A 14,921-nucleotide genomic window follows, 5' to 3' on the forward strand; every position below is an offset into this window, starting at 1 on the left:
AAAATGAAAACCAAAGTTGCTGCTATTTATGGCAAGCGGGATGTCCGTCTGCGCGAATTTGAATTGCCAGAATTTACTGATAACGAACTTTTGGTGAGTGTAATTTCTGACAGCGTCTGTTTATCCACCTGGAAAGCGGCGTTACTCGGTAGTGAACATAAACGCGTACCCGACGATTTAGAAAATCATCCGGTCATTACCGGGCATGAATGTGCCGGGGTTATTGTCGAAGTGGGTAAAAATCTCACTGGCAAATATAAAAAAGGTCAGCGTTTTGTATTGCAACCGGCGATGGGGTTACCAAGCGGATATTCAGCGGGCTACAGCTACGAATATTTTGGCGGTAACGCCACCTATATGATTATTCCCGAGATCGCCATTAATCTGGGCTGCGTATTACCATATCACGGCTCTTATTTTGCTGCGGCGTCGCTGGCAGAGCCTATGTGCTGCATTATTGGCGCTTATCATGCCAATTATCACACTACGCAATATGTTTATGAGCATCGTATGGGCGTCAAACCTGGCGGCAATATTGCGCTACTGGCGTGTGCAGGTCCGATGGGCATTGGCGCTATCGATTACGCCATTAACGGCGGCATACAACCGTCGCGGGTGGTGGTGGTCGATATCGACGACAAACGCCTGGCGCAGGTACAGAAGCTGCTGCCGGTGGAGCTGGCAGCCAGTAAAGGCATTGAGCTGGTGTATGTGAATACCAAAGGGATGAGCGATCCTGTCCAGATGCTGCGGGGACTAACAGGAGATGCCGGGTTCGATGACATTTTTGTTTATGCGGCGGTGCCTGCTGTCGTTGAAATGGCTGATGAATTACTGGCGGAAGATGGTTGTCTGAATTTCTTCGCCGGGCCGACAGATAAAAACTTCAAAGTGCCGTTTAATTTCTACAACGTCCATTACAACAGCACGCACGTCGTCGGTACATCCGGCGGTTCAACGGACGACATGAAAGAGGCGATAGCCCTTAGCGCCACGGGGCAGTTGCAGCCGTCGTTTATGGTGACCCATATCGGTGGGCTGGATGCGGTGCCAGAAACCGTGCTCAATCTGCCGGATATCCCAGGCGGTAAAAAACTCATTTATAACGGCGTGACCATGCCGCTCACTGCCATTGCCGATTTTGCCGAAAAAGGCAAAACCGATCCGCTGTTTAAAGAGCTGGCGCGGCTGGTTGAGGAAACGCACGGCATCTGGAATGAACAGGCCGAGAAATATCTGCTGGCACAATTTGGCGTTGATATTGGGGAGGCCGCGCAATGATGTCCCTGACGTGGCCATTATTTCGCGTTACGGAACAGGCAGCGTTGGCTGCCTGGCCGCAAACCGGCTGTGGCGACAAAAATAAAATTGATGGCCTGGCGGTCACCGCGATGCGCCAGGCATTAAACGACGTCGCTTTTCGTGGACGAGTGGTTATCGGCGAAGGAGAAATTGACCATGCGCCGATGCTGTGGATTGGCGAAGAGGTGGGCAAAGGCGACGGGCCAGAAGTCGATATCGCGGTTGACCCGATTGAAGGCACGCGGATGGTGGCGATGGGGCAGAGCAATGCGCTGGCGGTCATGGCTTTCGCCCCTCGAGATAGCCTGTTACATGCGCCCGATATGTATATGAAAAAGCTGGTTGTTAATCGACTGGCTGCCGGGGCGATTGATCTGTCTTTGCCTCTGGCGGACAACTTGCGCAACGTGGCGAAAGCGTTAGGCAAACCGCTGGACAAGCTGCGCATGGTTACGCTGGATAAACCGCGCCTGAGTGCCGCGATTGAGGAAGCAACACAGCTGGGCGTTAAGGTTTTCGCCCTGCCGGATGGCGATGTCGCCGCCAGCGTGCTGACCTGCTGGCAGGATAATCCTTACGATGTGATGTACACCATCGGTGGCGCACCGGAAGGCGTTATTTCTGCCTGTGCAGTCAAAGCGTTAGGTGGAGATATGCAGGCGGAATTAATCGATTTTTGCCAGGCCAAAGGTGACTACACCGAAAATCGGCAAATCGCAGAACAGGAGCGTAAGCGTTGTAAGGAGATGGGTGTTGAAGTCAACCGTGTGTACTCGCTCGACGAACTGGTGAGGGGGAACGATATCCTCTTTAGCGCTACGGGCGTGACGGGCGGCGAGTTGGTGAACGGTATCCAACAGACGGCGAATGGGGTGCGGACGCAGACATTACTGATCGGCGGCGCGGACCAAACGTGTAATATAATAGACTCCCTGCATTGATGGTGATCTATCGGAAGACGAATGGCGACGCTGACAGAAGATGATGTGCTTGAGCAACTGGATGCACAGGACAATTTATTGTCATTTATGAAAACTGCGCATGCCATTTTGCTCCAGGGGATACGCCAGTTTCTGCCGTCGCTGTTTGTCGATAACGATGAAGAGATCGTGGAATATGCAGTGAAGCCGTTGCTCGCCCAAAGTGGCCCGCTTGATGATATTGATGTTGCGCTGCGTTTGATTTATGCGCTGGGGAAGATGGATAAATGGCTGTACGCCGATATCACGCACTTTTCCCAGTTCTGGCATTACCTGAACGAACAGGATGAAACGCCCGGATTTACCGATGATATAACCTGGGATTTTATCAGTAATGTCAACAGTATAACCCGCAATGCGACGCTCTACGATGCGTTAAAAGCGATGAAGTTCGCCGATTTCGCCGTCTGGTCAGAGGCGCGTTTTAGCGGGATGGTCAAAACGGCGCTGACGCTGGCAGTAACGACAACTTTAAAGGAATTAACGCCGTGAAAATCGAACTGACGGTGAATGGACTAAAGGTACAGGCGCAGTACTCTGATGATGAAATTGAGAATGTTCATAAACCGCTACTGCGTATGCTGGCGGCCTTACAGGCGGTAAATCCGCAGCGACGTACGGTGGTTTTTCTTTGCGCTCCGCCGGGGACGGGTAAATCTACATTAACAACCTTCTGGGAATATCTCGCGCAACAAGACCCGGAACTGCCCGCTATTCAGACGCTCCCGATGGATGGCTTTCACCATTACAACGCCTGGCTGGATGCGCATCAATTGCGCCCCTTCAAAGGCGCACCAGAGACATTTGACGTTGCGAAACTGGCGGAAAATCTGCGCCAGGTAGTGGAAGGGGATTGTACGTGGCCGCAGTACGATCGACAAAAGCATGATCCTGTTGAAGATGCGTTGCACGTTACCGCACCACTCGTCATCGTCGAAGGAAACTGGTTGTTGCTGGACGACGAGAAGTGGTGCCAGCTTGCGCAATTTTGTGATTTCTCGATCTTTATCAACGCGCCAGCTACTGCGTTGCGGGAACGACTGGTGGGGCGCAAGCTGGCGGGAGGGTTATCGCTGGCAGACGCAGAAGCTTTTTATGACCGTACCGACGGGCCGAATGTTCGCCGGGTGCTTGAAGAGAGCCTGCCTGCAAATTTGACCTTAATGATGACCGCTACGGGTGAATATCGTCTGGTGGATTAACGTTCCTGATTACACCGCCTTCCAGTCGCACCACACGAGAGAAATGACGCCGGGTAAATGCGGCGTCATGACTGATTGCTACGACGCTTGTGCCTTGCTGGCGGCACTTTTCCAGCCAGCTTTCAAACACGCTCAACCAATTTTCGTCAAAATCCCGACTCGGCTCGTCCAGTAGCAATAGTGGCGGAGTGAGTGCTTCCAGGCAGGCGACGGCGACCATCCGTCGCTGCGCACTGTGCAGATCTAACGGATGCGCACTGGCAACATCTGCTAACTGACAGCATTGCAGGGCAGCATTGGTACGTTGAGTGATTTCATCCGCCGGGCATTTTTGCAGTTTCAAACCAAATGCGATCTCGTCGGCGACGGTGCTGTGAAAAAGCTGGTTTTCCGCTTCCTGAAACAGTACGCCAATCTTTGCCGCGCGCTGGCGGTTTTTCAGGTTTTTCATCGCCTGTTGTTGCAGCATAACCGTACCGGCTGTGGGCGTAAGAAGACCTGCCATTATCCGCAACAGCGTCGATTTTCCCGCGCCATTGTCGCCGGTCAGTGCCAACCATTCACCTTGTTTGAGTTGCAGAGAAATGTCGAAAAGACAATCCGTTACTGCACCTGGCCAGCGATAAGTTACCTGATTTAACGTTAACATAATGGCTGGATCGCTCCGTTTTGCAGGTGCCACGCCTGCTGGCAGTAGTTCAGGAAAGGCGTGCGATGACGTTCAAAAAGAATAATCAGCGAACCACGTTCAAACGCCCAGTGTTGTAAGCGCTGCAACAGCATTTCGCTGGCCTGCGGCGTCAGGCGGCTAAAGGCTTCATCAAGAATTAAGAGCTTTGGCTGCATCGCGATGGCGCAGGCAACGACCACGCGCTGTGTCTCTCCACCGGAGAGTGTTGTCGGGTGACGATGGCGCAACGGCTGGCACTCGGTCAGAGTCAGGGCGGCATCAATCCGCGCCATAATCTCTTCTTCAGCAAGACACAGATTTTCTGGCCCAAAGGCAACTTCTTCTTCCACGCTAAAGGTACAGCCGGAGAGTTGCAAATAGGGCGATTGCTGGACGAGCTGGATAGTAGCGGATTGTTCATTAAGCGGGATCTGTCCAATGGGCGTACCGAGAAGCGTCCCCGTGCCGGCTATCTCTCCTGGCAGAAAGTCCGGATACCAGCCCGCCATCAGTTGCGCCAGCGTACTTTTGCCACTGCCGTTGTCACCAAAGATGGCGACCATCCCCGGTTTGACATAGTGAAAGTCATAACAGAACGGAGGATGCGTTGAGTGTGTCGGGCAATAGCGAAACTGTTCTAACGTAACCATATCCACGCTCCGAATTCTGCCAGCATCAGCAAGATCATGGTGTAACGCGCTACGCGTTGTAGGGTGCTATCGGCTGGTGCCCATAACGTTGTTCGTCGGTTGTGGATCCGAAATGCCCGCATATCCAGCGCCGCACCACGGACAGCAAGATCGTTAAGCGCATTGTGTGTTAGCGGAATAATTAACGCGGGCATCGCACGTAAACGCTGATACCAGCCCTCATCCAGCGGCACGCCGCGGGCGCGCTGCGCCTCATGAATAATCGCTAATTGCCGTTTTAACTGCTCAACGACCAACAACGGCCCGGCGAACAGATAAGCGACGCCCGGCGGCAGGCGAGAAGCAAACAGAGCGCGGATAAAATGTTGCACGGGGACGAATTGCATCCACAACTGCGAGGTTGAAACAATCGCCAGAATCCGCAACCAGAGCGTAATGGCATACGTCCAACGTTCCGGCGAACGCGGCGTGCCGCTAAGCCATTCTGTTAGCCAGCCACCGTGTACCAGCCACAGCCCGGCTCCCAGTGAGAACATCAGCCAGGCGACATATTTTGCCCGCCGCCGCGTGGCCTTTAGCGCAATAAGGCAGAAAAAGGTCGCCGCGCTATAGACTGGCAATATTGTCTGTGTGGGCAGGATAAGCGTGGTGCAGGCCGCCAGCGCCCACAGCGTTAAGGATGTAAACGGATGCATTTAGCGCACGGCTGCCATTGCCGGAAAATGCCGCGTGGTGCGAATCGGCAGTTGTCGGAGCAAAAGCCAGACAATCACCGCCGTGAGAATTTTGTCGACCAGGTTCGCGCCCATTACCGTTATCGCCACCGACTCCACCAGGTTTTGCCCCATCGAGTGCATCCAGGCAACGAACAAATCGGCCCCGCTTCCTGTCACGCCGCCGAACAGCGCAGTACGCAGCGGTACAGCGACGACCGTTACCGCAAGCGTAATAATCACGCCGCTGACAACGACTTTTGGCAGAGTGCGAAACCAACCCGCCCGCGCCAGCCAACCGGCGACCAGGCCGATGACCATCGCGACGGGCGCAAATGCGGCGGCGATCGGGTCAGTTAGCAATCCCCAGAGTAAATTGGTCAGTAAGCCGGTCAACATGCCAATAACCGGGCCAAGTAGTACCGCGCTAATGAGCGTACCGATTGAGTCGAGAAAAATAGGTAATTTAACCATGCTGGCCAGTTGCCCGCCGATCATATTGATGGCGATAGATATAACGAGCAACACCAGTGCCTGACTGGAAAAGTGGCGACGCGCCATAAGAAAACCTCTCTGCAAATAGTTATTTAACGGGGGAAATATGCAACTCGTCGTAACCAGAAAGCGCGCAAGGTTGGCGGCTAAACGCCAGTTCCTCAAGGCTGCCGATCACCAGTTCAAGCGTGGTCCGCACGGTACAGCCGGGCATCATATGACCGCCAAGCATCGCGCCGCGTGGGTCAGAAACGCAGAGATGAAGATGCTCGCCAGTGTGTTCCAGCGTGCCGTTCAGTGCGATCACTTCGAACTTACCGCTTAGTAGGGCCGTGTTTTCTTGCCCGGCATAGCGTAAGGCGACGTCAGTCAGACTGCCGGTACAATCGGCAATCCACGCGGCGTGGAGTTGCTGTTGCTGCGCGAAGGCGCGTAATTGGGAGAGAACTTCCTGCCCGGGGAGCAGGCGCAGCGCGTAAAAGCGTGCGGAGGAAGAATATGGGTAGGGCAATGTCATCATTGGAGTACTCCGAAACTCGGACGTATTGCGGATAATATCGACGCTGCATCAGTCATATTCTGATATAAGTCAGGGTTTGTGACGGCACAACGAAAAGATTTTGCTACGCTTATTCGTGATTCTGCAAAGTGGAATAAATTCCAACACATCAGGCCGGAAAACGTGACGCAAGTCAGATAATTGTCTTCTTTGACTGGACAATCATTCCTTTTATTCCATGTTTCGCTTATCCTAGCTGAAGCGTTTCAGTCGATTAAATGTTCGACAATTAACCAATCAGTCGCAGTTTGCGACAGGTAAGGTTTCCCCGAACGATTTGCTGGATTACTCTGTCTGGCAAATTTGCTCAGGGAAAGCCTTGCAGGAGATCTATGACCGTACGCGTAGCGATAAATGGCTTCGGTCGCATCGGGCGTAATGTGGTTCGTGCTTTGTATGAATCAGGACGCCGTGCGGAAATTACCGTGGTGGCAATCAACGAACTGGCGGATGCTGCGGGCATGGCGCATTTGTTGAAATATGACACCAGTCATGGCCGTTTTGCATGGGAAGTCCGTGAGGAGCGTGATCAACTTTTTGTTGGTGATGATGCCATCCGCGTATTGCATGAACGTTCACTGCAATCGCTTCCCTGGCGTGAACTAGGCGTTGATGTGGTTCTCGACTGCACCGGCGTATATGGCACCCGCGAGCATGGCGAAGCGCACATTGCCGCCGGGGCCAAAAAAGTGCTCTTTTCACATCCTGGCAGTAACGATCTCGACGCGACCGTTGTTTACGGCGTCAATCAGGATCAACTTCGTGCGGAACACCGCATCGTTTCTAACGCTTCCTGTACCACGAATTGCATAATTCCTGTCATCAAATTGTTGGATGATGCGTACGGTATTGAGACCGGCACTGTGACTACAATTCACTCCGCCATGCACGATCAACAGGTTATTGATGCATACCATCCTGACCTGCGCCGCACCCGGGCAGCCAGCCAGTCGATCATTCCGGTCGATACTAAACTGGCCGCCGGTATCACACGATTTTTTCCGCAATTTAACGATCGCTTTGAAGCGATTGCGGTACGTGTGCCAACCATAAATGTGACGGCAATCGATTTAAGCGTGACGGTGAAGAAACCTGTAAAAGCCAATGAAGTCAACCTGTTGCTGCAAAAAGCAGCACAAGGTGCATTTCATGGTATAGTTGACTATACGGAATTACCGTTGGTCTCTGTAGATTTTAACCACGATCCGCACAGTGCCATTGTCGATGGCACCCAAACCCGGGTCAGTGGCGCACACCTGATCAAAACGTTGGTCTGGTGCGATAACGAATGGGGCTTTGCTAACCGAATGCTCGACACGACGTTAGCTATGGCTACTGTTGCTTTCAGGTAAGACGCAAGCAGCGTCTGCAAAACTTTTAGAATCAACGAGAGGATTCACCATGTCTGTAATTAAGATGACCGATCTGGATCTTGCTGGGAAACGTGTATTTATCCGTGCGGATCTGAACGTACCAGTAAAAGACGGGAAAGTAACCAGCGACGCGCGTATCCGTGCTTCTCTGCCAACCATCGAACTGGCCCTGAAACAAGGCGCAAAAGTGATGGTAACTTCCCACCTGGGTCGTCCTACCGAAGGCGAGTACAATGAAGAATTCTCTCTGCTGCCGGTTGTTAACTACCTGAAAGACAAACTGTCTAACCCGGTTCGTCTGGTTAAAGATTACCTCGACGGCGTTGACGTTGCTGAAGGTGAACTGGTTGTTCTGGAAAACGTTCGCTTCAACAAAGGCGAGAAGAAAGACGACGAAACCCTGTCCAAAAAATACGCTGCACTGTGTGACGTGTTCGTAATGGACGCATTCGGTACTGCTCACCGCGCGCAAGCTTCTACTCACGGTATCGGTAAATTCGCTGATGTTGCGTGCGCAGGCCCGCTGCTGGCAGCTGAACTGGACGCGCTGGGTAAAGCACTGAAAGAACCTGCTCGCCCGATGGTGGCTATCGTTGGTGGTTCTAAAGTTTCTACCAAACTGACCGTTCTGGACTCCCTGTCTAAAATCGCTGACCAGCTGATCGTAGGTGGTGGGATCGCTAACACCTTTATCGCGGCACAAGGCCACGATGTGGGTAAATCCCTGTACGAAGCTGACCTGGTTGACGAAGCAAAACGTCTGCTGACCATCTGCGACATCCCGGTTCCGTCTGACGTTCGCGTAGCGACTGAGTTCTCTGAAACCGCTCCGGCTACTCTGAAATCTGTTAACGATGTGAAAGCTGACGAGCAGATCCTGGATATCGGTGATGCTTCCGCTCAGGAACTGGCTGAAATCCTGAAGAATGCGAAAACCATTCTGTGGAACGGTCCGGTTGGCGTGTTCGAATTCCCGAACTTCCGCAAAGGTACTGAAATCGTGGCTAACGCTATCGCAGACAGCGAAGCGTTCTCCATCGCTGGCGGCGGCGACACTCTGGCAGCAATCGACCTGTTCGGCATTGCTGACAAAATCTCCTACATCTCCACTGGCGGCGGCGCATTCCTCGAATTCGTGGAAGGTAAAGTACTGCCTGCAGTAGCGATGCTCGAAGAGCGCGCTAAGAAGTAAAAAATCACAGGGCAGGGAAACCTGCCCTTGTTGCAGCGCGCTTTTAAAGCACGCACTTTTTCATACTCTAAATAATTCGAGTTGCAGCACAGTAACTTGAAGTATGACGAGTATAAGGCCCGACGATACAGGACAAGAGACATGTCTAAGATTTTTGATTTCGTAAAACCTGGCGTAATCACTGGTGATGACGTACAGAAAGTTTTCCAGGTAGCAAAAGAAAACAACTTCGCACTGCCAGCAGTAAACTGCGTCGGTACTGACTCCATCAACGCCGTACTGGAAACCGCTGCTAAAGTTAAAGCGCCGGTTATCGTTCAGTTCTCCAACGGTGGTGCTTCCTTTATCGCTGGTAAAGGCGTGAAATCTGACGTTCCGCAGGGTGCTGCTATCCTGGGCGCGATCTCTGGTGCGCATCACGTTCACCAGATGGCTGAACATTATGGTGTTCCGGTTATCCTGCACACCGACCACTGCGCGAAGAAACTGCTGCCGTGGATCGACGGTCTGCTGGACGCGGGTGAAAAACACTTCGCTGCTACTGGTAAGCCGCTGTTCTCTTCTCACATGATTGACCTGTCTGAAGAATCTCTGCAAGAGAACATCGAAATCTGCTCTAAATACCTGGAGCGCATGTCCAAAATCGGCATGACTCTGGAAATCGAACTGGGTTGCACCGGTGGTGAAGAAGACGGCGTGGACAACAGCCACATGGACGCTTCTGCACTGTACACCCAGCCGGAAGACGTTGATTACGCATACACCGAGCTGAGCAAAATCAGCCCGCGTTTCACCATCGCTGCGTCCTTCGGTAACGTACACGGTGTTTACAAGCCGGGTAACGTTGTTCTGACCCCGACCATCCTGCGTGATTCTCAGGAATATGTTTCTAAGAAACACAATCTGCCGCACAACAGCCTGAACTTCGTATTCCACGGTGGTTCCGGTTCTACTGCTCAGGAAATCAAAGACTCCGTAAGCTACGGTGTAGTTAAAATGAACATCGATACCGACACCCAATGGGCGACCTGGGAAGGTGTTCTGAACTACTACAAAGCGAACGAAGCTTACCTGCAGGGCCAGCTGGGCAACCCGAAAGGCGAAGATCAGCCGAACAAGAAATACTACGATCCGCGCGTATGGCTGCGTGCCGGTCAGACTTCGATGATCGCTCGTCTGGAAAAAGCATTCCAGGAACTGAACGCGATCGACGTTCTGTAAGATATTCCTTTCTGCTTATCTCAAGGCCCGCTCTGCGGGTCTTTTTTTCGCCAAAAGCAAAATTGCCTGATGCGCTACGCTTATCAGGCCTACACGTATCCTGCAATATATTGAATTTACAGATTTCTGTAGACCGAATAAGGCGTTCACGCCGCATCCGGTATGACAAAGCGCACATTGTCATCTGTCTGAGACCCGCTCTGCGGGTCTTTCTTTCGCCAAAAGCAAAATTGCCTGATGCGCTACGCTTATCAGGCCTACACGTATCCTGCAATATATTGAATTTGCAGGTTTTTGTAGGCCGGATAAGGCGTTCACGCCGCATCCGGCATGACAAAGCGCACATTGTCATCTGTCAGAGGCCCGCTCTGCGGGTCTTTCTTTCGCCAAAAGCAAAATTGCCTGATGCGCTACGCTTATCAGGCCTACACGTATCCTGCAATATATTGAATTTTCAGGTTTTTGTAGGCCGAATAAGGCGTTCACGCCGCATCCGGCATGACAAAGCGCACATTGTCATCTGTCAGAGGCCCGCTCTGCGGACCTTTTTTCGCCAAAAGCAAGGTGATGTACTTAAGAAATCTGTGATCTATTTGGCAAAATTATGCTTTATTGTTTACCCTTGTCAGACTGCCCGTCGTAAGGCGGCGGAGTATGTTTCTCCAATTTAAGTCAGTTGAAAAGGAATATTGAATGGAAGATTTGAAAGTTGTCGATAGCATAAACGGCGCAGGATCCTGGTTGGTAAATAACCAGGCGCTGTTGCTGAGTTATGCTGTAAACATCGTGGCGGCACTCGCGATCATCATCGTTGGTTTGATTATCGCGCGGATGATTTCCAACGCGGTGAATCGCCTGATGATCTCCCGTAACATAGATGCCACCGTTGCTGATTTTCTTTCTGCATTAATCCGTTACGCAATTATCGCCTTTACGTTAATTGCAGCACTGGGCCGCGTGGGCGTACAAACCGCATCGGTCATTGCCGTACTCGGTGCCGCAGGTTTAGCTGTAGGTCTGGCCTTGCAGGGTTCACTGTCTAACCTGGCTGCTGGCGTTTTGCTGGTTATGTTCCGCCCGTTCCGTGCAGGAGAATATGTTGACCTCGGCGGCGTTGCTGGTACTGTGCAGAGTGTGCAGATTTTCTCCACCACCATGCGTACCGCAGACGGTAAAATAATTGTTATTCCGAACGGTAAAATTATTGCCGGTAATATTATTAACTTCTCTCGTGAGCCGGCGCGCCGTAACGAATTTATTATTGGCGTAGCGTATGATTCTGATATCGATCAGGTTAAGCAGATCCTGACCGATATTATTCAGTCCGAAGATCGTATTTTAAAAGATCGTGAAATTACCGTACGCCTGAACGAACTTGGCGCATCGTCGATTAATTTCGTCGTTCGTGCCTGGAGCAACAGTGGCGATCTGCAAAACGTGTACTGGGATGTGCTGGAACGTATTAAACGTGAATTTGATGCTGCTGGTATCAGCTTCCCGTATCCGCAAATGGATGTGAACTTTAAGCGGGTGAAAGAAAATAAAGAAAGCGAAGCGGTAACACGTTAATCATGTGAAGCGCCCATGAAGTTCATGGGCGCACTACCAATCTAACGCATTGTTTCATCTAGTATATTGGCAACTTTTTGCATGACATCCTCAGCATTGTCTACTCCTTCAGCTTTCTGCTTTTCTACCCACTGAGTTTGCTCTTGCTGATAACCAATTGCTTTCTGCCTGGCGTCCAGCTCTGATTTTTTCAGATAGCGAACCTGTGCACCGTCCTGCTCAAGCGTTTTTACCATGCTGATCAGGTTGTTATCTAATGCCTTGCCCAGCGCTTTCTCGGTTGTAATGGCTGCTCGTTGAATCGCCTCACGATCTCTTTTATCAAGGTTTTCCCACGTTTGTTTATTCATTACCAGCAGATAGACATGACCAAGCCAGAGAGAAGGGGAGAGCAACACATTCGGCGCAGCACGTTCAGCATGGATGTCATATCCGCTATCAAGATTGACCATTAAGCCATCGAGTTTTCCCTCGCGGAGTGCTGTCGTAATTTGCTCATTCCACGGTAAAGTTACGGTTTTTGCTCCCGTATGATTTAAATAAGCCCGATGCCAGAAACTGGCTGTTCGCCAGGTGGTTCCCTGAAGCGCAGTCAATTTATCAATGGGCCTGGTAGAGAAAAAACCTACCGGGTAGCCAAGGAAAAACTGTAAATTCACGATATTGTTATGCTCAAGTTCAGCGTTAAACTCAGGTATTTCTGCATAAACGCGACGAAAAAATTCTACCTGACTGGCTCCATGATCTGGGCCAATAGCAAAGCTCTTGAAGATTTGATGAAGCGGCAATTGTTTCGCTGTGTATTCCGGCACCACTATACCCATATCAGCTTTACTGCCATCGCTTATCGTCGCCAGTGCATCATAGCTGATGGCGGTTTCACCGTTCCAGTGTGGTTCGATTTTCAAACGCCCCTGAGATTCTTTTTCAATTTCGGCAAAAAATGTATTTTGAATTAGCTGGGTACGCATTCCGCCATAAGGTTCATGATCGGTATAGCGTAGAATTTTTTCTGCGGCAAAATTGGGTGTAGATATCAGAAGTGATCCTGATAACACAGAGAGTAAGAATGGTTTGAATATCATGTCAGTTCCTTCTGTAATTTTATTTGTCGTCATTAATATTAAAAGCTGTAAACTTTAACAACTAAAATCAAACTTCATATTTTTAAAGTCCAGCCAGGCATTACCTGCACCGAAATTATACCCACCGAAATACTCTTCAAACTCAATATAATAAGGCGACATTTCGTTTGGTATAGACTGCACGGGCGCCATTGAACCACCGAGATGATCAAGCTGATGAGCGCTATGCCACTGGTGAGTTTCATATTTACTCTTTCCCTCTGCATCTTTAGAACAATAATGAATGGACTGATATTCCGTATTATTTCTTTCTGTGGGGCTAATTCCCGCATTAGGATCAAAAGCGCGCTGCTCGCATGAAATCGCCAGATTGAAAGCCAGCGACTGCTCAGGAATGATGCCCATTTTACGGTATACAAAATTGCTTTCAGGCGTATCTTTTGGCCTGACGTTAGCCTGAAAATAACTAAACGCACTGCCGATAGTCAGCCATACTGGCATATCTTGCTGGTCGCGATAGTGGTTAGGTATAAGTTCAGGCGGCTCACAAAATGGGCCGTTGAACTCGTGCTGGGTGAGTAAAATCACCGCATAAGAACAGCCTAATATATCTTCCATCCGAAATAGCCGTGGATGTCGTTGCTTTTCTGCCTGCCAGAAAACATAAAGGTCTGGATCTTCAGGTGGGGGGCAGGATTCAAAATTCTCAAACACATCCAATATTGCTTCTGTACAGGGTGTTCCGCCATCGTTGTGCTCGGGCGCAACAGCAAAGAAAGATAACGCGACAATCTCTGGCCCATAAATCCGATAATCTTCCGGCAACAGCAGGGTAAATCCATGATTCAATGGGAAACCATTATTTGGATCCAGCGGCCACTGTTCGGGCGTTATGCCTGGCGGTAGGCCAAAGCACCAACCTTGTTGGCGCGGTATATTTTCGTGGATAGGGTAGGGGAGAAGAGTGAGATCATAGGCTTGCATAGTGTTAGTCCTTTACAACGCTAGCAGGAAAGAGAGCCATAACGCCGTTTATGTATGGGGAATGATGAGATCTTTATCCTAAAATCAGTTACCGAATAGAATTATTTATTTTTTTATTAAAATTATTTATATGCTATTAGCATTATAAATTTTATCTAATAACAATCCCGCGCTATAGTCTCTTTATCAGATAATTAGTTCGGAATGTTCAACGTGTTTTCTTATTATTTTCAAGGGCTTGCTCTTGGTGCTGCTATGATTCTGCCGCTTGGTCCGCAAAATGCTTTTGTGATGAATCAGGGCATTCGTCGTCAGTACCACATTATGATTGCTTTGCTCTGCGCGATAAGCGATTTGGTCCTGATTTGCGCCGGGATTTTTGGTGGTAGCGCGTTATTGATGCAGTCACCGTGGTTGCTGGCGCTGGTGACCTGGGGCGGTGTGGCCTTCTTGCTGTGGTATGGCTTTGGTGCTTTTAAAACGGCGATGAGCAGCAATATTGAGCTGGTTAGTGCTGAAGTGATGAAGCAGGGACGTTGGAAAATTATTGCCACTATGCTGGCGGTAACCTGGCTGAATCCGCATGTTTACCTGGATACCTTTGTGGTATTGGGCAGTCTGGGCGGGCAACTTGAGCCAGATCCCAAACGCTGGTTTGCCCTCGGGACGATCAGTGCCTCTTTCCTGTGGTTTTTTGGTCTGGCGTTATTAGCCGCCTGGCTGGCGCCGCGTTTGCGTACCGCCAAAGCGCAGCGCATTATCAATCTCGTGGTGGGCTGCGTTATGTGGATTATCGCCCTACAACTGGCGAAAGAGGGTGTTGCTCATGCACAAGCCTTGTTCAGTTAGGCGCTATCTGATGGAAAAATAAAACAGAGACGCTAAGCTTGCCTCCAGAGGTCCTGAATTTTGGGCAAGTCAATTAA

16 protein-coding genes are annotated in these 14,921 nt (G+C 50.6%); 9 read left to right on the forward strand and 7 right to left on the reverse strand.

Annotated elements, in window-relative coordinates; translation table 11 throughout:
• The first annotated feature begins 3 nt into the window (after positions 1 to 3).
• The 4 genes from D9741_RS01975 to D9741_RS01990 are packed head-to-tail and all read left to right on the forward strand — an operon-like array spanning position 4 to position 3,484.
• Complete coding sequence (locus tag D9741_RS01975) at positions 4 to 1,281, forward strand: zinc-binding dehydrogenase (RefSeq protein ID WP_130218017.1); 1,278 nt, start codon at positions 4 to 6, stop codon at positions 1,279 to 1,281.
• Positions 1,278 to 2,243 (forward strand): class II fructose-bisphosphatase, encoded by a 966-nt coding sequence (gene glpX, locus D9741_RS01980; protein WP_130218015.1) that lies wholly within the window; start codon positions 1,278 to 1,280, stop codon positions 2,241 to 2,243. Before D9741_RS01975 ends, glpX begins: the two co-directional genes overlap by 4 nt.
• Before the next feature lie 21 nt (positions 2,244 to 2,264).
• Positions 2,265 to 2,774 carry a fumarase E gene (fumE, locus tag D9741_RS01985; protein WP_130218013.1) on the forward strand — a complete coding sequence of 170 codons (510 nt, stop codon included), beginning with the start codon at positions 2,265 to 2,267 and terminating at the stop codon, positions 2,772 to 2,774.
• Entirely contained in the window at positions 2,771 to 3,484 is a 714-nt protein-coding gene (locus tag D9741_RS01990) for a nucleoside/nucleotide kinase family protein (protein WP_130218011.1), read from the forward strand. Before fumE ends, D9741_RS01990 begins: the two co-directional genes overlap by 4 nt.
• Here the strand turns inward: D9741_RS01990 and D9741_RS01995 are convergent.
• Genes D9741_RS01995 through D9741_RS02015 form a run of 5 tightly spaced genes read right to left on the reverse strand, consistent with a single transcriptional unit; the run spans position 3,456 to position 6,532 of the window.
• Positions 3,456 to 4,133, reverse strand: a complete 678-nt coding sequence (locus D9741_RS01995) for a sulfate/molybdate ABC transporter ATP-binding protein (protein ID WP_130218009.1) — start codon at positions 4,131 to 4,133, stop codon at positions 3,456 to 3,458. The two genes, D9741_RS01990 and D9741_RS01995, sit on opposite strands and share 29 nt — an antisense overlap.
• A complete protein-coding gene (locus D9741_RS02000; RefSeq protein ID WP_130218007.1) occupies positions 4,127 to 4,804 on the reverse strand; it encodes an energy-coupling factor ABC transporter ATP-binding protein in 678 nt (225 codons plus the stop codon). The genes D9741_RS01995 and D9741_RS02000 overlap by 7 nt, the downstream gene beginning before the upstream one ends.
• Entirely contained in the window at positions 4,792 to 5,499 is a 708-nt protein-coding gene (locus tag D9741_RS02005; protein WP_130218005.1) for an energy-coupling factor transporter transmembrane component T, read from the reverse strand. Before D9741_RS02005 ends, D9741_RS02000 begins: the two co-directional genes overlap by 13 nt.
• Positions 5,500 to 6,078, reverse strand: a complete 579-nt coding sequence (locus D9741_RS02010; RefSeq protein ID WP_130218003.1) for an ECF transporter S component — start codon at positions 6,076 to 6,078, stop codon at positions 5,500 to 5,502.
• A gap of 22 nt (positions 6,079 to 6,100) precedes the next feature.
• Positions 6,101 to 6,532: a PPC domain-containing DNA-binding protein gene (locus D9741_RS02015; RefSeq protein WP_130218001.1), complete on the reverse strand. Its 432-nt coding sequence runs from the start codon at positions 6,530 to 6,532 to the stop codon at positions 6,101 to 6,103.
• Positions 6,533 to 6,903: 371 nt separating this feature from the next.
• Between D9741_RS02015 and epd the strand changes: the two genes are divergently transcribed.
• From epd to mscS, 4 genes are all read left to right on the forward strand, one after another.
• Positions 6,904 to 7,923 (forward strand): erythrose-4-phosphate dehydrogenase, encoded by a 1,020-nt coding sequence (gene epd, locus D9741_RS02020; protein ID WP_130217999.1) that lies wholly within the window; start codon positions 6,904 to 6,906, stop codon positions 7,921 to 7,923.
• A gap of 49 nt (positions 7,924 to 7,972) precedes the next feature.
• Positions 7,973 to 9,136, forward strand: coding sequence for a phosphoglycerate kinase (gene pgk / locus D9741_RS02025; RefSeq protein ID WP_130217997.1), 1,164 nt, complete (start codon positions 7,973 to 7,975; stop codon positions 9,134 to 9,136).
• A 141-nt stretch (positions 9,137 to 9,277) separates the two neighbouring features.
• On the forward strand, positions 9,278 to 10,357 hold the full coding sequence (fbaA, locus tag D9741_RS02030; RefSeq protein ID WP_000034372.1) for a class II fructose-bisphosphate aldolase: 1,080 nt from the start codon (positions 9,278 to 9,280) through the stop codon (positions 10,355 to 10,357).
• A gap of 693 nt (positions 10,358 to 11,050) precedes the next feature.
• Entirely contained in the window at positions 11,051 to 11,926 is an 876-nt protein-coding gene (mscS, locus tag D9741_RS02035; protein WP_130217995.1) for a small-conductance mechanosensitive channel MscS, read from the forward strand.
• 41 nt (positions 11,927 to 11,967) lie between these two features.
• Here mscS and dctP read toward each other — a convergent pair whose 3' ends face one another.
• Complete coding sequence (gene dctP / locus D9741_RS02040; protein WP_130217993.1) at positions 11,968 to 13,011, reverse strand: TRAP transporter substrate-binding protein DctP; 1,044 nt, start codon at positions 13,009 to 13,011, stop codon at positions 11,968 to 11,970.
• Positions 13,012 to 13,065: 54 nt separating this feature from the next.
• Complete coding sequence (locus tag D9741_RS02045; protein WP_130217991.1) at positions 13,066 to 13,995, reverse strand: hypothetical protein; 930 nt, start codon at positions 13,993 to 13,995, stop codon at positions 13,066 to 13,068.
• Between the two features lie 213 nt (positions 13,996 to 14,208).
• On the opposite strand from D9741_RS02045, the gene argO reads away from it, so the two are divergent.
• On the forward strand, positions 14,209 to 14,844 hold the full coding sequence (gene argO / locus D9741_RS02050) for an arginine exporter ArgO (protein WP_130217989.1): 636 nt from the start codon (positions 14,209 to 14,211) through the stop codon (positions 14,842 to 14,844).
• Positions 14,845 to 14,921: the final 77 nt, after the last annotated feature.

This window comes from Escherichia sp. E14V7, from assembly GCF_004212225.1.
Classification (GTDB): Bacteria; Pseudomonadota; Gammaproteobacteria; order Enterobacterales; family Enterobacteriaceae; genus Escherichia.

Bases quoted from the DNA above. Each gene is read 5' to 3' on its own strand.
- D9741_RS01975 (WP_130218017.1), top strand. From the start codon at position 4: ATGAAAACCAAAGTTGCTGCTATTTATGGCAAGCGGGATGTCCGTCTG.
- glpX (WP_130218015.1), top strand. From the start codon at position 1,278: ATGATGTCCCTGACGTGGCCATTATTTCGCGTTACGGAACAGGCAGCG.
- fumE (WP_130218013.1), top strand. From the start codon at position 2,265: ATGGCGACGCTGACAGAAGATGATGTGCTTGAGCAACTGGATGCACAG.
- D9741_RS01995 (WP_130218009.1), bottom strand. From the start codon at position 4,133: ATGTTAACGTTAAATCAGGTAACTTATCGCTGGCCAGGTGCAGTAACG.
- D9741_RS02000 (WP_130218007.1), bottom strand. From the start codon at position 4,804: ATGGTTACGTTAGAACAGTTTCGCTATTGCCCGACACACTCAACGCAT.
- D9741_RS02005 (WP_130218005.1), bottom strand. From the start codon at position 5,499: ATGCATCCGTTTACATCCTTAACGCTGTGGGCGCTGGCGGCCTGCACC.
- D9741_RS02010 (WP_130218003.1), bottom strand. From the start codon at position 6,078: ATGGCGCGTCGCCACTTTTCCAGTCAGGCACTGGTGTTGCTCGTTATA.
- D9741_RS02015 (WP_130218001.1), bottom strand. From the start codon at position 6,532: ATGATGACATTGCCCTACCCATATTCTTCCTCCGCACGCTTTTACGCG.
- epd (WP_130217999.1), top strand. From the start codon at position 6,904: ATGACCGTACGCGTAGCGATAAATGGCTTCGGTCGCATCGGGCGTAAT.
- pgk (WP_130217997.1), top strand. From the start codon at position 7,973: ATGTCTGTAATTAAGATGACCGATCTGGATCTTGCTGGGAAACGTGTA.
- fbaA (WP_000034372.1), top strand. From the start codon at position 9,278: ATGTCTAAGATTTTTGATTTCGTAAAACCTGGCGTAATCACTGGTGAT.
- mscS (WP_130217995.1), top strand. From the start codon at position 11,051: ATGGAAGATTTGAAAGTTGTCGATAGCATAAACGGCGCAGGATCCTGG.
- dctP (WP_130217993.1), bottom strand. From the start codon at position 13,011: ATGATATTCAAACCATTCTTACTCTCTGTGTTATCAGGATCACTTCTG.
- D9741_RS02045 (WP_130217991.1), bottom strand. From the start codon at position 13,995: ATGCAAGCCTATGATCTCACTCTTCTCCCCTACCCTATCCACGAAAAT.